The 21,400-nt window shown below is 69.5% G+C and carries 16 protein-coding genes; 10 read left to right on the top strand and 6 right to left on the bottom strand.

The window, feature by feature from the left end; translation table 11 throughout:
- Window positions 1-175: 175 nt before the first annotated feature.
- The gene (locus MLG87_RS04890; RefSeq protein WP_243294081.1) at window positions 176-841 is read right to left on the bottom strand and encodes a TetR/AcrR family transcriptional regulator; all 666 of its coding nucleotides are present in this window, start codon (window positions 839-841) and stop codon (window positions 176-178) included.
- Between the two features lie 71 nt (window positions 842-912).
- Here MLG87_RS04890 and MLG87_RS04885 point away from each other — a divergent pair, with 71 nt between their 5' ends.
- The 4 genes from MLG87_RS04885 to MLG87_RS04870 all read left to right on the top strand — a co-directional run bounded on the left by MLG87_RS04885 (window position 913) and on the right by MLG87_RS04870 (window position 6,917).
- Complete coding sequence (locus tag MLG87_RS04885) at window positions 913-1,917, top strand: saccharopine dehydrogenase NADP-binding domain-containing protein (RefSeq protein ID WP_243294080.1); 1,005 nt, start codon at window positions 913-915, stop codon at window positions 1,915-1,917.
- 186 nt (window positions 1,918-2,103) lie between these two features.
- Window positions 2,104-3,186: a glutamine-hydrolyzing carbamoyl-phosphate synthase small subunit gene (gene carA, locus MLG87_RS04880; RefSeq protein WP_243294079.1), complete on the top strand. Its 1,083-nt coding sequence runs from the start codon at window positions 2,104-2,106 to the stop codon at window positions 3,184-3,186.
- Window positions 3,179-6,388, top strand: coding sequence for a carbamoyl-phosphate synthase large subunit (carB, locus tag MLG87_RS04875; protein ID WP_243294078.1), 3,210 nt, complete (start codon window positions 3,179-3,181; stop codon window positions 6,386-6,388). The genes carA and carB overlap by 8 nt, the downstream gene beginning before the upstream one ends.
- Before the next feature lie 124 nt (window positions 6,389-6,512).
- Entirely contained in the window at window positions 6,513-6,917 is a 405-nt protein-coding gene (locus MLG87_RS04870) for a CoA-binding protein (RefSeq protein ID WP_243294077.1), read from the top strand.
- An 81-nt stretch (window positions 6,918-6,998) separates the two neighbouring features.
- On the opposite strand, the gene MLG87_RS04865 is transcribed toward MLG87_RS04870, so the two are convergent.
- Window positions 6,999-8,033 carry a hypothetical protein gene (locus MLG87_RS04865; RefSeq protein ID WP_243294076.1) on the bottom strand — a complete coding sequence of 345 codons (1,035 nt, stop codon included), beginning with the start codon at window positions 8,031-8,033 and terminating at the stop codon, window positions 6,999-7,001.
- Window positions 8,034-8,084: 51 nt separating this feature from the next.
- On the opposite strand from MLG87_RS04865, the gene MLG87_RS04860 reads away from it, so the two are divergent.
- From MLG87_RS04860 to MLG87_RS04840, 5 genes are all read left to right on the top strand, one after another.
- Window positions 8,085-8,984, top strand: coding sequence for an ACP S-malonyltransferase (locus MLG87_RS04860; protein WP_243294075.1), 900 nt, complete (start codon window positions 8,085-8,087; stop codon window positions 8,982-8,984).
- Window positions 8,985-9,071: 87 nt separating this feature from the next.
- On the top strand, window positions 9,072-10,847 hold the full coding sequence (locus tag MLG87_RS04855; RefSeq protein ID WP_243294074.1) for an HD-GYP domain-containing protein: 1,776 nt from the start codon (window positions 9,072-9,074) through the stop codon (window positions 10,845-10,847).
- Window positions 10,848-10,868: 21 nt separating this feature from the next.
- Window positions 10,869-11,393, top strand: coding sequence for a type II secretion system protein (locus MLG87_RS04850; RefSeq protein ID WP_243294073.1), 525 nt, complete (start codon window positions 10,869-10,871; stop codon window positions 11,391-11,393).
- Window positions 11,394-11,403: 10 nt separating this feature from the next.
- Window positions 11,404-12,540 (top strand): D-alanyl-D-alanine carboxypeptidase/D-alanyl-D-alanine-endopeptidase, encoded by a 1,137-nt coding sequence (locus tag MLG87_RS04845; protein WP_243294072.1) that lies wholly within the window; start codon window positions 11,404-11,406, stop codon window positions 12,538-12,540.
- Between the two features lie 40 nt (window positions 12,541-12,580).
- Entirely contained in the window at window positions 12,581-13,489 is a 909-nt protein-coding gene (locus MLG87_RS04840; protein WP_243294071.1) for a DMT family transporter, read from the top strand.
- Here the strand turns inward: MLG87_RS04840 and MLG87_RS04835 are convergent.
- Complete coding sequence (locus tag MLG87_RS04835; protein ID WP_243294070.1) at window positions 13,476-14,774, bottom strand: ABC transporter ATP-binding protein; 1,299 nt, start codon at window positions 14,772-14,774, stop codon at window positions 13,476-13,478. The two genes, MLG87_RS04840 and MLG87_RS04835, sit on opposite strands and share 14 nt — an antisense overlap.
- Before the next feature lie 7 nt (window positions 14,775-14,781).
- A complete protein-coding gene (locus MLG87_RS04830; protein ID WP_243294069.1) occupies window positions 14,782-16,530 on the bottom strand; it encodes an ABC transporter permease subunit in 1,749 nt (582 codons plus the stop codon).
- A 284-nt stretch (window positions 16,531-16,814) separates the two neighbouring features.
- On the opposite strand from MLG87_RS04830, the gene MLG87_RS04825 reads away from it, so the two are divergent.
- A complete protein-coding gene (locus tag MLG87_RS04825) occupies window positions 16,815-19,997 on the top strand; it encodes a protein kinase domain-containing protein (protein WP_243294068.1) in 3,183 nt (1,060 codons plus the stop codon).
- Here MLG87_RS04825 and MLG87_RS04820 read toward each other — a convergent pair.
- Together MLG87_RS04820 and MLG87_RS04815 are read right to left on the bottom strand one after the other, a co-directional pair.
- Window positions 19,994-20,347, bottom strand: a complete 354-nt coding sequence (locus MLG87_RS04820) for a hypothetical protein (RefSeq protein WP_243294067.1) — start codon at window positions 20,345-20,347, stop codon at window positions 19,994-19,996. The genes MLG87_RS04825 and MLG87_RS04820 overlap by 4 nt on opposite strands.
- Window positions 20,348-20,390: 43 nt before the next feature.
- Window positions 20,391-21,341 (bottom strand): AAA family ATPase, encoded by a 951-nt coding sequence (locus MLG87_RS04815; RefSeq protein WP_243294066.1) that lies wholly within the window; start codon window positions 21,339-21,341, stop codon window positions 20,391-20,393.
- Between the last annotated feature and the right edge of the window lie 59 nt (window positions 21,342-21,400).

Below are 21,400 nucleotides of genomic sequence, written 5' to 3'. Positions count from 1 at the left end.
TGGGATGGTGCGGCCAGAAAGCCGAAACTGGAGGCGGGAGGCGGGAGCCAGGAGGCACTGCTTTATGTGGTGCATAGTCGGGGTGCGCCGCTTGAGTGAGGGGCCAGACGACGCAAGGCGTTGCGAAGGAAAGCCCTGGGTCAGCCGAATGCGATTGGGCTCAAAGCCGCGAAACTCAACGACCGGCTCGCGAGCCTATCAGCAGCGCTTCCAGAGAACCAAGCAGCACGTCAATGGCTTCCTCGGGGTCGAGCAGGCCCGAACTGACAAAGGCGCCATTGACCAGCACCGCCAGCTGCGCGGCCAGTTGGCCGGGCCTGGGCGCGCGCAGCCGCTTGGCAATACCGTGCAGGCGGCCTCGCAGCGCCTGCATGTGCCGCTTCGAGACTTGGCGGGCCGGGTGGTCCTCTTCCGCAAACTCGGCGGCCACGTTGATTTGGGGGCAGCCACGGTAGTTCGAGCGGGCGAGGCGCTTGCCGATCCAGCGCATGTGGGCGCGAAGTTCGCCAACGGGATCGTCCGGATGCTGTTTGGCCACGCCGTCCCATAGCTCCCAGAACTCGAGATCCTCGCGTTCCAGGAAAGCGACGATGAGATCGTCCTTGGTTGGGAAGTAGCGATACAGACTTGTCTTCGCGACGGCGGCTTCCTGCACGACCAGATCGACGCCGACGGCGCGTACGCCTCGCTTATAGAAGAGGGTGGAAGCGGTGTCGAGGATGCGTTCGCGGACGTCAGGCCCAGGCTCGGCGGTCGCTTTCTGCGAAACTTTTGAGGCCGCGACGGCACGGCCGGTCGACGCGGGATTTCGCCGAATAGGGTGGGCGGATTTGGCGCGCATGCTTGACATGCTACAGACCTGTCTGTAATCTGCAAAGAACAGACAGGTCTGTATCGTTTGGAGGAACTCGCATGCACAACGCAGCTAAATTCATTGCCGTCTACGGCGCTACCGGCCACACCGGTCAATTTGTCGTCCGTGAAGCGCAGCGCCGTGGGCTGCCGGTGCTGGCGGTCGGGCGCACCGCCGCGCGGCTGGAAGGGACGTTTCCTCCGGCAGTTGCCCAGCGTGTGGCGAGGCTGGACGATCTGGCCAGTCTCGAACGGGCCTTCACCGGCTCTGCGTTGGTCATCAACTGCGCGGGGCCGTTTCTCGACACCGCCGCGCCTGTGGCGCAGGCGGCGTTGCGCGCTGGCTGCCATTACATCGACGTGACGGCGGAGCAGGCCAGCGCGCAAGCCAGCTTTGTCGATTTCGATGCAGCGGCGCGTGCGGCTGGCCGCGCCGTCATTCCGGCGGCCGGTTTTTATGGTGGCCTGGCCGACCTGCTGGCCAGCTCATTGGCATCCGCGGGCGGCATCGACGAGATCACGGTAGCGATTGCGCTCGACCGCTGGTGGCCCACCGCTGGCACGCGCAAGACCGGCGAGCGCAACAAGGTGCCTCGTGTGGTGATCGAGAACGGGCGCTTCGCGCCCCTGCTGCCTTCGGCCGAAATGGCGGACTGGACCTTCTCTCCGCCGTTGGGACCTCAGGCAATGGTGGAACTGCCGTTCAGTGAGATCGTCACCTTGGCTCATCACCTGAAGGTCGGCACGATCCGCTCGCTGTTAAACCGCTCGGCGCTTGACGACATCCGTGACGCCACGACGCCGCCGCCCACGGCGGTAGACGACAGTGGACGCTCCGCGCAGCGGTTCGAGCTCGTGGTACGGCTCGTGCAGAATGGCGTGACCAAGACGGTTAGCGTACGTGGACAGGACATCTATGCCGTAACGGCGCTCATCGTGATCGAAGCGGCCCAGTGCCTGCTGGCGTCCTCGTACCGGCATAATGGCGCGCTCGCGCTGGCCGAGGCGGTCGATCCGGTTGTACTTCTACGTGCGATGCATGGCCGGGCGTTCGAGGTGTTTTGAGACACCTTCCTGCACGTGAGAAGCAAAGGAGCAGTATGGCCGAAAACCCCTTGAACAAAAAGGCTGATCCTCGCTTTCCCAGGTCGTTACACTCACTTTGGTCCTTCGGACCGATGTCATTCTCACGACCCCGCGGCGGCCCGGCCCCCGCGGGGTTTTTGCAGGGCCACCGAGCGGGGGAGGCACATGCGAGCGCACCTGATCCTGAAGGACGGGACCATCTTCCGGGGGCGGGCGCCGTTGGGGTTCGGCGGGGGCGGCGAGGCGGTGTTCACCACGGCCATGGCCGGCTACCAGGAGATCCTCACGGATCCCAGCTTCGCGGGACAGATGGTCTGCATGACCTTCCCCGAGCAGGGCATCTACGGCATCCACGGGGACCTCAATGAGGGCACCCGGCCCTGGGCCACGGGCCTGCTCTGCCGGCGCCTCACCTTCGCGCCGGACCACACGCGCTCCGAGGGCGACCTGGCGGGCTGGCTTAAGCGCCACCACATCCCGGTGATGACGGACCTCGACACCCGTGCTCTCACCCAGCATCTGCGGGACCAGGGTTCCCAGCCCTCCCTCATCTGGACCGAGCTGGACGGCAGCCTCGAGGCGGGCGTGGCCAAGGCCAAGGCGCTGCCGGACATGACCGGCCAGGCCCTCTGCGCGGAGGTGAGCTGCCAGGAGCGCTACGAGCTGAACCCCGGCGGCGCCTTCCGCGTGGCCGTGCTGGATGGCGGCATCAAGCTGAGCATCCTGCGGCAGCTGGAGGCCGTCGGTCTGCACCTGGAGGTCTTCCCCTGGAACGCCCCGGCCACGGAGCTGGCGGACAAGCGCTTCCACGGCCTCTTCCTCAGCAACGGCCCCGGCGACCCCGCCGCGCTGCCCGGCATGCAGAAGGAGGTGGAGGCCTGCATCGGCAAGCTGCCCATCTTCGGCATCTGCCTGGGCCACCAGCTGCTGGGCCAGGCCTTCGGCGGCCGCACCTTCAAGCTCAAGTTCGGCCACCGAGGCGCCAACCAGCCCGTGCACGACCTGACCACCGGCCGCATCGAGATCACGGCCCAGAACCACGGCTTCGCTGTGGACGAAGCCAGCCTGCCCAAAGAGATCAAGGTGACCCACAAGCACCTCAGCGACGGCACCGTCGAGGGCCTGCGGCACACGAAACTCCCGATCTTCTCGCTCCAGCACCACCCCGAGGCATCGCCCGGCCCGCACGATGCGCATCCGGCCTTCAAGCGCTTTGTCGACATGCTCCAGGAGGTCCACCATGCCTAAGCGGACGGATCTGAAGAGCGTGCTGGTGCTGGGCTCGGGGCCCATCCAGATCGGGCAGGCCTGCGAGTTCGACTACTCGGGGACGCAGGCGCTGAAGGCGCTGCGGGAGGAGGGCATCCGCACCATCCTGCTGAACTCCAACCCGGCGTCGATCATGACGGACCCGGGCCGGGCGGACGCCACCTACATCGAGCCGCTCACGCTGGCGGTGCTGGAGAAGGTTCTCGAGGCGGAGCAGCCCGACGCCATCCTGCCCACCGTAGGTGGCCAGACGGCCCTGAACCTCGCCATGGAGGCCTTCGAGAGCGGCCTGCTGGAGCGCACGGGCGTCAAGCTCATCGGTGCCCAGCCCGAGGCCATCAACCGCGGCGAGGACCGCCAGCTCTTCAAGGCCCTCATGGACGACCTGGGCCTGGAGACCTGCCGGGGCGGCTTCGCGCACAACATGGCCGAGGCCCGCGACCTGCTGAAGCTCACGGGCTTCCCTGCCATCATCCGCCCCAGCTTCACCCTGGGTGGCAGCGGCGGCGGCATCGCCTACAACGTCGACGAGTTCGAGACCATCGTGGCCCGGGGCCTGGACCTGAGCCCCACCAAGCAGGTGCTCATCGAGGAGAGCATCCTGGGCTGGAAGGAGTTCGAGCTGGAGGTGGTGCGCGACCTGGACGACAACGTCGAGGTGATCTGCTCCATCGAGAACCTCGATCCCATGGGCGTCCACACCGGCGACAGCATCACCGTGGCCCCGGCCCTCACGCTCACGGATCCCGAGTACCAGCGCATGCGCGACGCGGCCCTGGCCGTCATCCGCGCCGTGGGCGTGGAGACGGGAGGATCCAACATTCAGTTCGCCCTGGACCCCGAGACCAGTCGCATCATCGTCATCGAGATGAACCCGCGCGTGAGCCGCAGCTCCGCGTTGGCCTCCAAGGCCACGGGCTTCCCCATCGCCTGGGTGGCCACCAAGCTGGCCCTGGGCTACCGGCTCTGGGAGCTGCCCAACGCCATCACCCGCATGACCAAGGCCGCCTTCGAGCCTGTGCTGGACTACGTGGTGGTGAAGATCCCACGCTTCACCTTCGAGAAGTTCCCCCAGGCCGAGAAGGTGCTGGGCACGCAGATGAAGAGCGTGGGCGAGGTCATGAGCCTGGGCCGCAGCTTCCAGGAGGCCCTGCAGAAGGCCATCCGCTCCCTGGAGGAGGGCCACCGCGGCATCTCCGGTGCCCTGGAGGGCAAGCTGGACCTGGGCCGCCTCAAGGAGCACCTGCTCATTCCCGGGCCCCAGCGCATTTTCTGGGTCTATCACGCGCTGAAGGCCGGGCACAGCGTCGAGGAGCTGCACCGCCTCACGAAGATCACCCCCTGGTTCCTCCGCGAGATCGAGGAGATCGTGGTGCTGGAGGGCCGCCTGCGCAGCTTCCCCGTCGACAGGCTGCCCGTGGAGCTGCTGGAGAAGGCCAAGCGCGCCGGGTTCGCGGACGACCAGATCTCCGTGTTCTGCTCGGGAACGGAAGCCGAAGTCGCCGCGCGCCGGGAGATCCTGGGCCTGCGCCCCGCCTACAAGCGGGTGGACACCTGCTCGGGCGAGTTCAAGGCCGAGACGCCCTACCTCTATGGCACCTGGGAAGACCACAGCGAAGCGGAACCGACGGACCGGCCCAAGGCCATCGTGCTGGGCAGCGGTCCCAACCGCATCGGCCAGGGCGTGGAGTTCGACTGCTGCTGCGTCCAGGCCGTGGAGGCCATCCGCGCCAGCGGCGTGGAGGCCATCCTCGTCAACTGCAACCCCGAGACCGTCAGCACGGACTTCGACACCAGCGACCGCCTCTACTTCGAGCCCCTCACCTTCGAGCACGTGAAGGCCGTGGTCGATCGCGAGGCCGCCGGCGGCAAGCTCCTCGGCGTCTTCGCCCAGTTCGGCGGGCAGACGCCCCTGAAGCTGGCCTCGCCCCTGGACGCCGCGGGCGTGAAGCTCCTGGGCACGCCGCTGAACGCCATCCTCGACGCCGAGGACCGCGAGCGGTTCGGCCAGGCCCTCAAGCGCCTGGACATCCCGGCGCCGGCCTGGGGCATGGCCACGAGCTTCGAGCAGGCCAAGGACATCGCCCAGCGCCTTGCCTACCCGGTGATGGTGCGCCCCAGCTTCGTGCTGGGCGGCCGGGCCATGGCCGTGGTCTTCGACGACAAGGGCCTGGAGAAGTACATGCGGGAGGCTGTGGCCGTGAGCAACGACCAGCCCGTGCTGCTGGACCGGTTCCTGGACGGCGCGCAGGAGCTGGACATCGACGTGGTCTGCGACGGCGAGGAGGTGGCCATCGCGGGCCTGCTGGCCCACATCGAGGAGGCCGGCATCCACTCGGGTGACAGCTACGCCGTGATCCCGGCCCTGGGCGTGCCCGAGGACATCCTGGAGACGGTGAAGGGCTACGCCCGGAAGCTGGCCCTGGACCTGGGCGTGAAGGGCCTCATGAACCTGCAGTTCGCCGTGAAGGATGGCGTCGCCTACTGCCTGGAGGCCAACCCCCGGGCCAGCCGCACGGTGCCCTTCGTGAGCAAGGCCACGGGCGTGGACTGGGCCGGCGTGGCCGCCCGCATCGGCCTGGGCCAGAGCCTCAAGCAGCAGGGCGTCACCGACGGCGTGCCCCGGGCCGTGTCGGTCAAGGGCGTGGTCTTCCCCTTCGCCAAGTTCCCGGGCGTGGATCCGGTCCTCGGCCCCGAGATGAAGAGCACGGGCGAGGTCATGGGCATCGGCGAGGGATTCGGCGAGGCCTACGCCAAGGCCCTGCTGGCCGCGGGCATTCCGCTGCCGCTGTCGGGCACCGTGTTCCTCACCGTCAACGACCGGGACAAGGCCCGCCTGCCAGAACTGGCCCACAAGCTGGTGGCTCTGGGCTTCGGCCTCTGCGCCACGGAAGGCACGGCCCGCACGCTGGAGTCCGTGGGCCTCAAGGTACGGAAGATCTTCAAGGTGAACGAGGGCCGGCCCAACGCCGTGGACCTCCTCAAGAACGGCGAGGTGCAGTGGGTGATCAACACACCCCTGGGTCGCGACGCCTTCTTCGACGAGAGCGCCATCCGCCGGGAGGCCCTGCGCCTGAAGATCCCGTGCCTCACCAACCTCAGCGCCGCCCTCGCCGCCTGCGAAGCCGTCGAGACCCTGCGGGGCGAGATGACGGTGAGGGCCATCCAGTCGTTGAAATAAGAGCTGGAACTGCGAAAGACGCGAAATGGCGCGAAAGAAGTGAAAGCGGACATTCTGGCTTCATTTCCTTTTCGTGATCTTTCGCGTTTTTCGCGGTTAGAGTCTTCTCCTCCCGGAGGTTCCCATGTCCGTCCAAGACCGCATCCAGTCGTTCCTCGCTTCCGGGCCCTTCGCGGTGGTGGGCGCCAGCACGGACCGCTCGAAGTACGGCAACAAGGTGCTGCGCTGCTACCTGCAGCACGGGCACGAGGTGTATCCCATCAACCCCAAGGCGCCGGAGGTGGAAGGCCTGAAGGCCTATCCCTCGCTGGCTGCGCTGCCGGTGAAAGTGCCGGCCATCTCCGTGATCACGCCGCCTGCTGCTACGGAGCAAGTGGTGCGCGAGGCCGCGGCAGCGGGGGTGAAGCACATCTGGATGCAGCCCGGCGCCGAGAGCCCGGAAGCGGTACGCACCGCCGAGTCACTCGGGATGAGCGTCATCGCCGGAGGACCGTGCTTGCTGGTGGTGATGGGGTACCACGAGAGCTGAATCTGCTACGCACATTCAGTAAGGAATTCGCTGCGCGAATTCTAAATGTTTTTCTTTCCTTACTGAACTTGCACAGCGAATTCAGCTCAGGCGAGGCCCAGGCTCCTCCGTACCTCCAGCCGATCCGCCTCGTGGGCCTGGATCAGCTTGGGCACTTCGTTCCGCCACAGCTTCGATAAATCGGCGAAGGAGATGGTCGGCTTCGCTTCGGCGCCAGGGGTCGAGGGTTCGATTGAGTCCTGCGAGTACGTCCCGCGGGTACCAGGTTCGGGGGTCATGGGTTTGGATCCTCAGTAGGGAAAGGTAAGCGGTCTGGAGCTGGTAGGCAACCACGGAATCGACGGGCTTGGGGCGGGCCCGCACGGCGGCGATGGCTTCGTGCCCCGTGGTCATGACATCCGGGCCCTCGTCCTCCACGCGCACGTGGTAGAGCCGCAGGGAGCGGCCCGCGCGGGGCGCGAAGCCCAGGAAGGTGAAGGGGGCCCAGGCGTGGGCCCGGGCCATGCGGTCGAGCGGCACGTAGCGGCCTTCGCGCTCGGAGCGGGCCAGCATGGCCTTGAGGGCGCCGCCGGGATCGCGGTCGGTATAGGCGAGGTGGACCTCGTGGCTGCCCGCGCTTCGGATGCGGTCCAGGAGGAAGGCCACGCCATCGGGATCCGTGTGGGGCGCGTCGAACACGGCGCCGAAGGCGGAGCCGAGCGCCAGGGCGTTGGTGGTCTTCCCCGTGGCCTGGCCCCCCATGAAGATGATCACCGGCCCGCCCTGGGCCTGGGCGAGGGCCCGGTCCCGGAGGCGCTTGCCGAGCGCGTTCAGGTGCACGGCGGCCCGGCCGGCGGGATCTTCCAGGGCCTCGTAGCCCTGGGTGGGGTTCTGCTGGAGGGTGGGCAGCAGGGTGGCGAGCAGGTCGCCATTCACCAGCTGGCCCTTGAGGGTGCCGGGCCGGGCGGCGTAGTCGTCGAGGGCGGGACCGGCGTGGCGGGCCAGGTCCGCGGCCTCGGCCTCCAGGGCTTCGCGCAGCTCCTTCCTCCGGCCTTCGTCCAGCTCCCAGTAGGAGCGGCGCTCGTGCCAGGGGACCTGCTGCCAGGGCAGCGGGGCCGGGGAGGAAAGGGGGGACATGGTCCCCAGCCTACTGGATGACGGGGGATCCGGCACCCTATCCTCGAGACCATGTTCGCGCCCGCCTCCATCCTCCTGTTTCCCGGCCAGGGTACCGAGGCCGTGGGCATGTCCCAGGGATGGGAGGCCCACGAAGCCTGGACGGAGACCCTGGCGGCCGCGGAGGCCCGCACGGGCAGGCCTCTGCGGCAGGCCATGGCGGAAGGCCCCCTGGACCTGCTGCGGTCCCAGCGCCTGGCGCCCTGCGCCGTGCTGGCCCATTCCGTGGGCGTCTACCGGGCCTGGCGCGCGGCCGGCCTGCCCCTTCCCGTCGCCGCCACGGGGCACAGCATGGGGTTCTACTCCGCCCTCGTGGCGGCGGGTGTGGTGCCGTTCGAGGCGGCCCTCGACCTCATCTCCGCGGTGGAGGACCTCAGCGAGGCCACCTTCGGCCCAGGGACCATGGGCATGGCCTTCCTCATCGGGGTGCCGGAGCTGGAGGTGCGGCGCGCCCTGACGGACCACCCGGACCTGGTGCTCTCGAACCGCAACGGCCAGGCCCAGTTCACGGTCTCGGGGCCCGTGCCCGCGCTGGAGGCGCTGGTGGCGGCGCTGGGCCCCTCCGCCCTGAAGGCGGGGCTGCTGCCGGTGCGCCATCCCCTGCACGGTCCCCACATGGCGGCCCTGCTGCCCGCCATCACCCGGAGGCTGGCGGCGGTGGCGCCGGCGGACCCCGCCTTCCCCCTGATCTCCCACTTCGACGGGCGGATCCTGGACACGGGTGCGGCAGCCTGGGACGAGGGCATCGCCTCCGTGGCCCTGCCCGTGGACTGGCTGGCGGTGGTGGCCCGGCTGCAGGCGCTGGGCGCGCCCCTCGCCGAATGCGGCCACGGTCGCCAGCTGGCGGGGCTGACCCGCTGGGCCGCCCGGGACCTGGCGGTGGCTTCGCTCCAGGCGGCGCCGGAGGCGTAAAAAAACGTTTCAACAGCGATCCATGCATCTAGATCTGCAGGATGGGGGTCTGCCATGATGGGCCTTCTTTCGGTCTGGATGCGTCCCATGCCGGTGTCCCCTCTCATCCTCGGTGAAGCGCTGGCGAATCGCTGCTCCCAGGTGCTCTACCGCTGCATGGAGGAGGTGGGCAGTACCAAGGGCGCCCTCTACCTCCGCGTGCCCGGGCAGGGCGCCTTCGAGGTGGTGAGCTTCTACGGGTGGCCCCGGGGCACCCGCCCACCCGTATCCATCCCGGAGGGGCATCCGCTCCTGGTGAGGACCCAGCGGGCGCGCCGCACCTACGTGGTGAACGATGCGTCGGAATCGCCGGAGCTGTCCGCCTTCGGCCAGGGCGGGGAATGGCCCCGCTACCTCATCACGCCGGTGTATCTCCAGGGCGACTGGGTGGGCCTCCTGATCCAGCGGGACCGCATCAAGGGCGGAACCTTCGAGGTGGAGCGGGACGAGCCGCCCACCCTGGCCATCTGCGGGGACCTGGTGGCGGCGCTGAAGGAATTCCGCTTCTTCGGCGGAGCCCGCGCGGCCAACCCCGCGCCTTCCATCGGCCCGGGCGTGGTGCCGGAGGGCCTGCCCACCGCGGCTGATCTCCTCGAGGACCTCGCGCCCGCGCCGGAGCCGCTCCTGGCGCCGGCCCGGCCCACCGAGCATCCGCCCGCCCCGGGGCCGGGGGTCCACTCCGCAGGCCCTTCGACCAAGGAGCGCCTCTACGGATTCCCTGGCGGCAAGGACGGCTACGGCTCGCTCCCCTGGGAGCCGGACCGCTCCCTCAGCGGCTGGGTGGCCCCCGCCCCCGCGAGTCCGGACCGCCAGAAGGGTATGGTGCGGCCCGAGCAGCGGGCCTTCTTCTGGGAGATCGCCGGGCTCATCAGCCAGATCCTGCCGGCCACCGCCGTGGCGCTCTGGATCGAGGACCCCGAGGAGATCCGGCCCATCCTGGCCTTCAGCACGCTGCCCCTGTCGCCGGACCTGCAGCAGCAGATCCTGGCCCACGCCACCTTCCACCTCCCCACGGTGAGGGAGCCGGACCTGCGCCTCATCACCCGGACCGAGATGCCGGAAGTGCCGCCGCTGACGGGCGCCTTCGCCACCTACATGCCCCTCCTGCTCAACGAGACGCCCCAGGGGCACGACCTGGTGATGGTGTTCCGCCTGGAGGACCAGTCCTTCTCCCTGGCCGAGATCGAGGCCATCCGCCAGCTGAGCCGGGTGCTGGCCCTCCACCTGCAGGAGGCAAGGCTCCACGAGCGCTACCACCAGGCCTTCCTGTCCGTGAGCCATCGCATCCTGCAATCCAGCGAGATCCGCGTGCCCAACCTCCGGCCCCACAGCCTGGCCACCGCGCGCCTGGCGAGGGATCTGGCGCTTCTGCTCGATCTGCCCACGGAGGAAGTGGAGGCGGTGAGCATCGCCGCCATGCTGCATGACGTGGGCCTGCTGCTGCTGGACCCCCAGATGCTCGCCAAGCCGAAGCTGAACGACGAGGAGATGAAGAAGGTCCGCAGCCATCCGGAGCTGGCGGCGGTCTTCCTCAAGGACCTGCGGTTCCCCTTCGATGTGGTCCGCATGATCCGCCATCACCACGAGCACTGGGACGGCCGGGGCTACCCGGACGGCCTGCGGGAGACAGCCATCCCCATGGGCAGCAGGATCATCGGGCTCATCGAGGCCTACGAGGTCATGACCAGCGGGAAGGGATACCGCCGGCCCCAGGGCTTCCGTCAGGCGCTGGCGGAGCTGCGGAACGAGGCGGGTTCCCAGTTCGATCCCTCCGTCGTGGAAGCTTTTGGCGAGCTCATGGCACGTAAGGGGGAACGGGCCTGATATTTTAGGCCTGGAGCATTCATGCGGACCGCCTCCCCATTCCGTACCCAGCGCGGCTTCACCATGGCCCTCGCCCTGGCCATGGCCGTCGTGATGGGCGTGATGCTCATGAAGGCCGGTCCCGTGATCAGCGCGGAGGTCCAGCGGGAGAACGAGGCCGAGCTGATCTTCCGGGGCGAGGCCATCGCCGCGGCCCTGCGAGTCTATTTCGCGAAGAACAACCGCTACCCCACGGACCTGGACGAGGTGATGAAGGTCCGACCCCACATCCTGCGTCAGAAATACCGCGATCCCATGACCAGCAACGGCGAGTGGGAATACCTCACGCAGGTGCAGCCCGGAGCCTCCGGCGACACGCAGGGGCTGCCCATCGTGGGCGTGCGCAGCCGCTCCGAGAAGGACAGCATCCACGCCTACCAGGGCAAGACCCTGGTGCGGGACTGGATGTTCAGGGCCGATGACAACCTGCTCGGAGGCAACACCACCGAGAACGAGCGGACCCGGCGCAGCCCCCGGGGAACCACGCCGACCATCTCGAAGCCCTGAGGTGCCGGGCATGGCGGTTCGGCTTCTCCTTCTCCTGCTGCTGTGCGCGCTTCCCTCCCGCGCCCAGGGTCTCCGGGCCTGGGTGAGGGGCCTGGAGGCCCGCGGAGTCACGGTGTCCGCGGGGATCTGGGACGTGGACACGGGCAGGGCGCTGGAGCGCCATGATGACGGCGTGGCCCTCGTGCCCGCCAGCACCACCAAGGTGGTCACCACCTACGCCCTGCTGAAGACGCTGAAGCCAGACACCACCATCGAGACCGAGGTCTGGGGCGACCTGAGGGACGGCGTGGTGCAGGGAGACCTCGTCTTCAAGGGCGATGGCGATCCGCTCTTCACCAGCGAGCGCATCTGGATGCTGGCCCAGTCCCTGAAGAAGGAGGGCCTCCGGCGGGTCCTCGGCACCGTGCGCCTGGATCAGAGCGCCTTCGACGCCCAGCGCGAGCCCCAGGGCTGGGAGAACACCTCGGTCGACACCCTGCCCGTGGTGCGGGCCCTGTCTGTGGACTTCAACCGGGACGACCGGGGCCGCATCCTCGAGGATCCCGACCGCCAGGCCCGGGAGATCATCCTCAGGATCCTGCGGGAGACCGGCATCACAGTGGAGGGCGGCGCCGCCGGACCGGACGTGCCGCGCAAGCTGGCCACCTGGACCTCGCCGCCCTTGCGCGCCCTGGTGCAGGACATCAACAAGTGGTCCAACAACTTCATGATCGAGATGCTGACCCGCCGCTTCGGCGCGGGCTCCTGGCCCCTGGGCGTCCAGCGCATCCAGGCCTTCTACCAGTCCGCCTTCAACCTGGGGCCGGAGGCCATCCGGATCACGGATGGCTCGGGCCTCAGCAAGGAGAATCGCCTGTCCGCCCGAACCCTGGCCATCATCCTGCGCGGGGCCTACCACGACTTCGAGGTGGGGCCGGAGTTCGTCTCGTCACTGAAGATCATCGGCGGCGAGCCCTGGAAGCTGAAGATCAAGGACCCCAACCTCACGCGGCGGATCCGGGTGAAGACCGGCCACCTCGACCGCGTCACCAGCCTCTGCGGCTACCTGCAGACCTTCGACGGGAAGGTGCGGGTGTTCGCGATCCTGCTGAACGGACCCACCCGGGACGAGGACGTCTGGGAGCAGGTCTCCCGCTGGGCGAACTGACGCCTTGCGTGTGCCGCGCATCGGCGGCGATGCTGGAAGGATGGACGGGACACGGGCGGGGACGCCGGATCCGAGAGGCCTGGCGGCCCTGATCCTCGGGGCTTCGCTCCTGGGGTTTGCGGCCATGCTCGTGCGCTGGGCCGCGCCCGCGGGACCGCTGGCGGTGGGCTTCTACCGCATGGTCATCGCCCTGCCGCCCGTGGCCTGGCTCGCCTGGCGGGCCCGGAGCTCGGCGAGGCGCGAGGCCGGGAAGGCCCGACTCTGGGCCGGTGTGGCGGGCCTCTGCTTTGTGGGGGACCTCTGGATGTGGCACTCGTCGCTCCATCACACGAGCGCCGCCAACGCCACGCTGCTGGTGACCCTGGCGCCCATCTGGGTGGCCGTGGTCTCCGTGGTCTGGCTCGGGGCGAAGCTGCGGCGCCGGTTCTGGCTGGGCGTGGCGCTCGCCCTGGGTGGCGCCCTCATCCTGGGCCTGGCCAAGGGCGCCCGCTGGGGCACGGGTCTGGGCGAGCTGCTGGGGGCCCTCGCCTCCCTGGCCTACGGGGCCTTCACGCTGGCCCTGGGCCGCGCCCGCCAGGAACTCAGCGCTCCGGAGGCCCTGTTCTGGGTGGTGCTCTGCTGCACGGCGGGGTTCGGGGTCCTGGGCCTCGCGCAGGGAGAGGCCTTTTCTGGCTATCCCGCCCGGGCCTGGTGGGCCCTGGCGGGCCTGGGTTTCGTCGTGCAGGTCGTGGCCTGGTGGCTCATCACCTGGGGCATCGGCCACGTGTCCACGAACCTCGGCGCCATGGGCCTCATGACCCAGCCCGTGGCCACGGTCATCCTGGGGTGGCTGCTCCTCGGGGAATCCGTGAAGCCCTTGCAGGGCCTGGGCACCCTGCTCGTGCTGGCGGGCATCGCGGCCTGCGCCTTCAGTCCGCCCCTGCCAGTGAAGAAACCTACTCCGGGGTGAGGACGCCGCGTTCCTCGCGGTAGGCGAAGAGCTCGCCGAAGCGGCCCCAGGCGACGAGCGTCTCGAAGGTCTTCTCCGGATCCTCCATGGGCAGGCGCGTGGCCAGCTCCTGCAGGAGGACCTCCTCGGACAGCTCGCCGTCCTCGAGGTGCATCATCTCCTGGACCACGCGGAAGAGCCGCAGCTCGAGGAGCTGGGCCCGCCAGAGGTCCTTGCGGTCATCCATGTTGGCGTTCACGAACCGCTTGCCCAGCGGCGTGAGGAGGACTGCGCGCTTGGGCGTGTCCACGAGATCCAGCATCTCGGCGGCCTTCACCGTGGTGAGCACCTTCTCGAAGGCGACGTGGGTGTGCGAGGCCACCTGGAAGAGGTCGCTGGTGCCGCCCTGCGTCTCCAGGAACTCGAGCAGGCCCAGGATGTCGCCGCTCTGGGCCTGGGGGAGAGGTTCCACCTGGTCCTCCTGGACCGCGGCGCTGGGGATGGGAGCGGTGACCTGGACGTCGGGCAGCTCCGCGCTGGTGAAGATGTCATGGAGGTGGTCCACCAGCTTCATGAACTCGGGCGAACGGCTGTCCCGCGGCCGGGCCATGGGCACGTCCACGATGGTGCGGAGGGTGCCGGGGCTGCCGGAGAGGATGGCCACGCGGTCGGCCATCAGCAGAGCCTCGCGGATGGACTGGCTGACCATCACGATGGCGGAGGGGTTGCGCTCCTTGTCCGCCCAGATGTCCATGATCTCGGCGCGCAGCGCCTCGGCTGTGAGGGCGTCCACCTGGCTGAAGGGCTCGTCCATGACCAGGATCTCGGGGTCCACGGCCAGCGCCCGGGCCACGCCCACGCGCTGCTTGGTGCCGCGGGAGAGCTCGCGGGGGAAGGCCTCCTCGAAACCTTCGAGGCCGACCTTGCGGATGGCCTGGTGGGCCCGCTCGCGCACCTCGCCCTCGGGCAGGTCGCGGGCGCGGAGCACCACCCGGACGTTCTCCTCGACGGTCATCCACGGATAGAGGGCGAAGCTCTGGAACACCATGGCCACGCCGGGGTTCAGGCCGTCGAGCTTCTCCCCGTGATGCCGGACTTCGCCCTGCGTGGGCGGCATCAGGCCCGCGAGGAGGCGCAGGAGGGTGGACTTGCCCGAGCCATTGGGACCGATGAGGCAGAGGATCTCGTCCGGGCGCACATCGAGGCGGATGTCCTCCAGGACGCGCTGGACCTTTCCGCGGTGGCCTTTGAAGCGCATCTGGACGCCGCGGAGTTCACAGATGGGGGAGGTGTAGGGCAGCTGCATGTCCACCTCAGCGGTTGAGCGCGTAGCGGGTCTCGGCCAGGCGGTAGAGCGGCACCCAGACGAGGCGGTTGAAGAGGACGACCATGGCCGCCATGAGGAGGGCGCTGGCGGCGAGGTGGGGCATGGAGCCGCGCTCGGTGGCCAGCACCACCTCCGCCCCCAGGCCGAAGGTGCGGAGCGTGTGCTGCTTGGCGGTGACGATCTCGGTGATGATGCTCGCGTTCCAGGCGCCGCCGGTGGCCGTCACCCAGCCCGTGACCAGGAAGGGGAAGACCGCCGGGAAATAGAGGTTCCAGCAGCGCTTCCACAGGGACATCCGGTAGGCCTTGGAGGCCTCCCTCAGGTCCGCGGGGATGGCCTGGGCTCCCGCGATGATGTTGAAGAGCAGGTACCACTGGGTGGACAGCACCATCAGCAGCACGCAGCTCACGCCGAGGCCGATGCCCAGGGAGCTGAACACCATGATGAGGGACGCGAAGATCAGGGAGGAGGGGAAGGAGGCCGCCACCTGGACCACGGACTGGAGGCGCCTCGACCAGACCGGGGACATGCCGATCCACAGCCCCACGGGCAGCGTCCAGAGGGTGGCGAGGAGCGTGGAAAGCAGCACCCGGGACAGGGAGGCGCCGCCGGCCTTCAGCAGCTGTACCCATTTCGCGGCGTCCACCTCCGCCAGCAGGCGCACCACAGAGACACCGCCGAGGGCGATCAGGGCCAGCACTCCCAGCATGGCGGAGGCGGCCACCCAGGAGAGCAGGCGGCCCGGGCGCTCGATCTCCTGCTGGGCCTTGCGGATGAGGGTGGGCCGCGGGGTCCGCTGCTGCAGCCGCTGGTTGCGACGCATCTCCAGCCACTTGAGCAGGCGGGAGCGGCGGAAGAGCCGCAGCAGCCAGTTGTCGCCCGGGTCCACCTCGGCGCCCTCGTCCACCTGGAACCGCTGGGACCAGGCCACCACGGGGCGCCAGACCAGCTGATCCAGCAGCACCACCAGCACCAGCATGGTCAGGATGGCCCAGATCTGGGCCCGGCCGTTGCCCTGCTCCACCGCGGTGTTCATGTACGAACCCACGCCCGGCAACTGGAAGTTCTTGTCGCCGGCCCGGAAGGCCTCGGCGGACATGAGGAAGAACCAGCTGTTGGCCACGCTCACCATGGAGTTCCACACCAGGCCCGGCGTGGCGAAGGGGATCTCCACCCAGCGCAGTTTCTGGAGCCAGGTGAAGCCGTACAGGCCCGAGGTCTCCTCCAGCTCCTTCGGGATGGTCTTCAGCGACTGATAGAAGCTGAAGGCCATGTTCCAGGCCTGGCAGGTGACGATGAGCAGCACGGCCGACAGCTCCAGCCCGATGTTGCTGCGGGGGAAGAGCGTGAGCATGAGCAGCAGCACCGGCGGGAGGAAGGCCAGGAGGGGCACGCTCTGCAGGATGTCGAGGATGGGGACGAGGATGCGCTCGGCCAGGGGATCCTTGGCCGCCCAGTAGGCCACCACCAGCGTGAAGGCGAGGGACACGAGGTACGCGGCCACGGCGCGGATCAGGGAGAGCAGGAGGTACTTGGGCAGGGCCCAGGCGCTGAGGTCGATCACCACCGTGGGTCGCTGGACGGAAGCCCACTCCTTCCCCACCAGCCAGAGCGCTGCCAGGGTGCCCGCGAGGGCCGCCAACACGAGCAGGTCGATCCAGCGCCGGCGCCGGATGGGCGCCGTCAGAAGGTTCATCGCCTGGCCCCAGACGCTGTCAAGCAATCGGTGGATCATGGCCGGTCCGGAGACTTGGAAGGGGCGCAGACGAGCGCGCCGCCATCCCATTCAGGGTGCGGATTCGGGGGAGCCGGGGATGGCCGCCTCAGCGGGCGGCGCACCACGACGGAGGTTCGGAAAGGTCGGATTGTCGTCCCATCGAACCTCCTTTCCGGCGCCGGGGCCAGGGCCAGTCTGACCGGCCCGCATGGGGGGGGTCAACCCGGGAAGTGCTTCACCTGCAGCCCCAAAAGGGGCACCATGAACGGTTCAACGGGAGCGGATCGTGCGGGAAGGCCGTCATGGCGACCGCTGAGGAGCGGGTGCTGGCCCTGGCCGTGGCCCGCGGCCTGCTCGAGCCCTCCGACGCCGCCTCCCGCGGGCTCGACGAACTGGTCGCCACCGGGCGCCTCGCGGAAGGGGACCGGCGGATGCTGGAGCAGGACCTGGCCGACCTGCAGGCGGCGGACTCGACCCACTGGTCCTTGGAGGTCACGGCTCAGGCGCCGGGGACGCCGGACGGGGTCCTGCCGGAGGTGGCCCTCCTGGCGGATCCATCGGATCCCGCCCTCGAATCAGTCCTCCCTCCTGCGGCCCATCGGCAGAGCGGCATCTTCCGGGCCCGGACCATGGAGCGCTGGGGCCGCTTCGAATCCCTGGAGCTGCTCGGCGAAGGCGGCATGGGCCGCGTGTTCCGCGCCACGGACACGCGCCTGCGCCGGGTGGTGGCCCTGAAGCTCCTGCGGCGGGACGATCCGGAACTCATCCGGCGGTTCATCCACGAGGCCCAGCTCCAGGCCCGGGTCGATCACCCCAACGTCTGCCGGGTGCATGAGATCGGCGAATGGCGCGGCCAGCCCTACATCGTCATGCAGTTCATCGCCGGAGAGACCTTCCTCCAGGCCGCCCGCACCCTGTCGCTGGAAGAGCTGCTCCGCCTGATGAAGGAGGTCTGCGAAGGGGTCCATGCGGCCCATCGCATGGGGCTCATCCACCGGGACCTGAACCCGGCCAACCTGATGGTGGAGCGGCTGGAGGATGGATCCACCCGGGCCAGCGTGCTCGACTTCGGCCTGGCCCGGGGCCTCGGGGACGGGCGGCTCACGGAGACCGGCCGGGTCATGGGCACCGTCAGCTACATGTCGCCCGAGCAGGCCCGCGGGCATACGGCCCTGCTGGACCGCCGGACGGACGTCTACTCCCTGGGCGCCACCCTCTACGAACTGCTGACCGGGGATCCGCCCTTCGAAGGGGAAGGGCTCGAGCGGATGTCGCGCATCGTGAGGGACGATCCCGTGCCGGTCCGGCGGCTGGTGCCCACGATCCCGGCCGACCTCGACACCGTGGTGCTCACCTGCCTCCAGAAGGATCCGCGCCGCCGGTACCCCACGGCCAGGGCCCTGGGGGACGACCTCCAGCGCATCCTGGACGGCGAGCCCATCCAGGCCCGCGCGGCCACGCCCATGGAGCAGCTCGGGCGCTGGATCCGGAAGCACAAGGCCCTGGTGACGGCTTCGGCGGCGATCCTCCTCACCGCCGCCGTCTTCGGCGGATTCGCCCTGAGGGAGCGGCTGCGGGCCCAGGCCCAGGCCGCCTACGCCCAGCGGTTCGCCCAGGCCGCGGAACGGATCGAGGCCCTGGCCCGCTACCTGCGCATCCAGCCGGCGAGGGACCTGACCCGGGACCAGGCGGATCTCCGGTCCCGGGTCGAGGCGCTGTCCCAGGAGGTCCAGGCCGCGGGATCGCTGGCCGCGCCGCCGGGCTCCTACGCCTTGGGGCGGGCGCGCCTGGCCCTGGACGATCCCGCCGGGGCCCGGCACCAGCTGGAACGGGCCTGGGCTCTGGGGTTCCGGACGCCGGAGGCGGCCCATGCCGAGGGCCGGGCCCTGGCAGCGATCTACCAGATCGAGCTGGGCAAGGCCTCCGCCCTGCCGGATCCGGAGCTCCGGCGGCGCCGGCTCGACGAACTGAAGGGGACGCTGAGGATGCCCGCGGCCGATTGGCTCCGCCGGGGCGCCAGCGCCAGCCTCGAACCCCAGGCGTTCCGGACCGGGCTGCTCATGCTGATGGAGGGCCAGCCCCAGGAAGCCATCCGGCTGGCACGGGAGGCCCAGGCGCAGGCCCCCTGGTTCTATGAGGCCCTGCGCCTGGAGGCTGAGGCCTGGCTGGCCCAGGCCCGCTTCGCCCAGGAAGCGGCGGTGGCCAGGCCGGCCCTGGAGGCCGCGGGCAGGGCCCTTGCGGAGGCGGAACTCCGGGCCCCCTGCGACGTGGACCTCCTCGAGCTGGATCTGCGGCGCTGGCAAGAGGCGGTGGCGCAGGGCTGGCAGACCGGGGCGGACCCGGAGGTCCCGGTCCTGGCTCAGGTGGCCGTGGCCGACCGCTGGGCCCGGCTCGAGCCCACCGCCGCCGGACCTTTGGCTTGGCGGGCCCGGGCCCAGGGAGAGATGGCGCGGTTCCTGGCCTTCAGGGACAAGGATCCCGGGGCCTGGCTCACCCGGGCCAAGACGGACGCGGAGGAGGCGCTACGGAGGGATCCCGGCGAAGTCGAGGCTTCCACGGCCAGGGCCTCTGTGCTCCGGACCGAGGGCTACCGCCTGATGAGCCGGGGGGCGGATCCCTCGCCGCGGCTGCAGGAGGCCATGGCCGCCGCCGATCAGGGTCTCCGCCTGGACCCGACGCACCTCGTCCTCATGAACATCCGCAACTCCGCTCTGCTGGCCTGGATCGACCATGCCCGCCTGAGGGGCACGTACCAGCGTGCCGCCGTGCTGCCCCACCTTCAGCAGGCCAGGACCGAGGCGAAGGCGCACCCCGATGATGCGTACTTCCAGGCGAACTTCGGGAGTGTGGCCCTGGCCGTCGCCAGGGCCGAGGTGGATCCCGGTGGGGATCCCTCGGCGGATGCCGAAGAGGCGGTCCTGGCCTACGAGGCCGCCCTGAAGACCCAGCCCCATCATGTGGGATTCCACCGGGGCATCCTCATGGCCCGCGCCGCCCAGGCCCGGGCCATGACCCGGGACGGGCGGGATCCCGAGGCTGTGCTGGCCCAGGCTCGAACCGAGTTCAAGCGGGCCCGGGAAGCCCAGCTCCCGCTGGCGACCCTGGCGCCGTATGTCATGGACGCGCTGCTTTCGGCCGCCACCAGGGCCCAGGCGCAGGGCCGGGATGCCCGGGGCTACCTGAATGAGGCCAGCGAGCTGCTTCCCCACCTGGAATCCACCACGGAGGATCCGGTGGAGCTGGGCACCATCCGGCTCCACTACACCGTGCTCATGCTGCGCTCGGGGCTCATGCTGCGCTCGGACAGGACGGACCTTCGCGTCTCAGGAGAGGCCGTGGTCCGGTCGCTGGTCCGGCTCCGGCCGGTGAATCCCTCGTTCTGGATGACCCTGGCCGAGTTCCGGGATGCCTGCGGCGATGCCGACGCCGCCGCCCGGGCCCGGGCCCGGGGCAGGGCCCTGAATCCGAAGAGCCGGTTCTTCTAGCCGTTCGTCGGGTTCATGGTGCTCTTGCAGAGGAACGCCGGGGTGGTGCCATCGGGCTTGGGCAGGGTCCAGAGCTGGTCCACCACCGCAGGGCTTATCAGGATGTCGGGCTGGTCGCCGACGAGGCTCGCGGCCTGGGGAAAGTGCTGGAGGAAATCCTCCCGGGTCATGCGCTTGCCTTCCGCGGGACCGCCTCTGTCGTAGAACTTGCGGAACACCTGCACGGCCCGGTCGCTCCACACGAGCGCATCGGAGGTGTTGGGATCGATGGCGTGGGCCCGGGTCGTGCCGTCGGGCATGAGCACGTTCAGGGTGATGCCGGTGATTCTGGGCCGGGGTGCGGTGGGCATGGGACCTCCTGTGGGCTGAGCCGGAGGGTGGGCTCGGTCCGGCTCAGGGGCGGGGCACGGCTTGGAGCAGCTGGGCGATGACCTGGTCCGTGGTGGCGCCATCGGCCTCGCTCTCGAAGGTGAGCAGCAGGCGGTGGCGCAGCACGTCCGGGGCCAGGTCCACCACGTCCTGGGGCAGCACGTGGTCGCGGCCCTGGAGGTAGGCCAGGGCACGGGTGGAGGCCTGGAGCGAAAGCGAGGCCCGGGGGCTGGCGCCGCAGCGCAGCAGCTCCTTGCCCTTCCACACCTTGCCGTGGCCGGGCCGCGTGGCCTGCACCAGCTTCACGATGTAGGTGCGGATGGCGTCGTCCAGCCGCACCTTCTGGGCTTCGCGGCCCGCGGCCAGAAGGCTGGCGGCGTCCACCACGGGATTCACCTCGTCGCCGTTCAGGTGGGCGCGGCGCAGGACCTCCACTTCCTCCTCGGCCTTGGGGTAGTCCACCCGGAGCTTGAAGAGGAACCGGTCCATCTGGGCCTCTGGCAGGGGGAAGGTGCCCTCCTGCTCCAGGGGGTTCTGGGTGGCCAGCACGAGGAAGGGATCCGGCAGGCGGAAGCTCTCCTCGCCCAGCGTGACCTGCCGTTCCTCCATGGCCTCCAGCAGGGCGGCCTGCACCTTGGAGGGGGCCCGGTTGATCTCGTCCGCCAGCACCAGGTTGGCGAAGATGGGGCCGCGCTTGGGCGTGAAGGTGAGCTGCTTGGGATCGAACACCAGGGTGCCCACCACGTCGCTGGGCAGCAGATCCGGCGTGAACTGGATGCGGTGGAAGGTGGTGTGGCTGGCCGAGGCGAGCGTCTTGATGGTGCGCGTCTTCGCCAGGCCCGGCAGGCCCTCCAGCAGCACGTGGCCGCGGCAGAGCAGGGCCACCACCAGGCGGTTGAGCAGCTGGGGCTGGCCCACGATCACCTTGCGGCATTCGGCGAGGAGCGGTTCGAGGGCGGCGGAGGCGTTGGACATGATGCGACCATTCTGACCGGCCCCCTCAGGGCCTGGGAACCCGCAATCGGAGGATCCGG

Origin of the sequence: Geothrix mesophila (assembly GCF_022808835.1) — a bacterium.
Lineage (GTDB): Bacteria > Acidobacteriota > Holophagae > Holophagales > Holophagaceae > Geothrix > Geothrix paludis.
The sequence above is the reverse complement of the archived record's forward strand: the minus strand, read 5'-3'. Positions and strand labels throughout refer to the sequence as shown.

What these genes read in the sequence shown, in the direction of transcription:
- MLG87_RS04890 (WP_243294081.1), bottom strand. Translation starts at nt 841, where the DNA reads ATGCGCGCCAAATCCGCCCACCCTATTCGGCGAAATCCCGCGTCGACC.
- MLG87_RS04885 (WP_243294080.1), top strand. Translation starts at nt 913, where the DNA reads ATGCACAACGCAGCTAAATTCATTGCCGTCTACGGCGCTACCGGCCAC.
- carA (WP_243294079.1), top strand. Translation starts at nt 2,104, where the DNA reads ATGCGAGCGCACCTGATCCTGAAGGACGGGACCATCTTCCGGGGGCGG.
- carB (WP_243294078.1), top strand. Translation starts at nt 3,179, where the DNA reads ATGCCTAAGCGGACGGATCTGAAGAGCGTGCTGGTGCTGGGCTCGGGG.
- MLG87_RS04870 (WP_243294077.1), top strand. Translation starts at nt 6,513, where the DNA reads ATGTCCGTCCAAGACCGCATCCAGTCGTTCCTCGCTTCCGGGCCCTTC.
- MLG87_RS04865 (WP_243294076.1), bottom strand. Translation starts at nt 8,033, where the DNA reads ATGTCCCCCCTTTCCTCCCCGGCCCCGCTGCCCTGGCAGCAGGTCCCC.
- MLG87_RS04860 (WP_243294075.1), top strand. Translation starts at nt 8,085, where the DNA reads ATGTTCGCGCCCGCCTCCATCCTCCTGTTTCCCGGCCAGGGTACCGAG.
- MLG87_RS04855 (WP_243294074.1), top strand. Translation starts at nt 9,072, where the DNA reads ATGCCGGTGTCCCCTCTCATCCTCGGTGAAGCGCTGGCGAATCGCTGC.
- MLG87_RS04850 (WP_243294073.1), top strand. Translation starts at nt 10,869, where the DNA reads ATGCGGACCGCCTCCCCATTCCGTACCCAGCGCGGCTTCACCATGGCC.
- MLG87_RS04845 (WP_243294072.1), top strand. Translation starts at nt 11,404, where the DNA reads ATGGCGGTTCGGCTTCTCCTTCTCCTGCTGCTGTGCGCGCTTCCCTCC.
- MLG87_RS04840 (WP_243294071.1), top strand. Translation starts at nt 12,581, where the DNA reads ATGGACGGGACACGGGCGGGGACGCCGGATCCGAGAGGCCTGGCGGCC.
- MLG87_RS04835 (WP_243294070.1), bottom strand. Translation starts at nt 14,774, where the DNA reads ATGCAGCTGCCCTACACCTCCCCCATCTGTGAACTCCGCGGCGTCCAG.
- MLG87_RS04830 (WP_243294069.1), bottom strand. Translation starts at nt 16,530, where the DNA reads ATGATCCACCGATTGCTTGACAGCGTCTGGGGCCAGGCGATGAACCTT.
- MLG87_RS04825 (WP_243294068.1), top strand. Translation starts at nt 16,815, where the DNA reads ATGGCGACCGCTGAGGAGCGGGTGCTGGCCCTGGCCGTGGCCCGCGGC.
- MLG87_RS04820 (WP_243294067.1), bottom strand. Translation starts at nt 20,347, where the DNA reads ATGCCCACCGCACCCCGGCCCAGAATCACCGGCATCACCCTGAACGTG.
- MLG87_RS04815 (WP_243294066.1), bottom strand. Translation starts at nt 21,341, where the DNA reads ATGTCCAACGCCTCCGCCGCCCTCGAACCGCTCCTCGCCGAATGCCGC.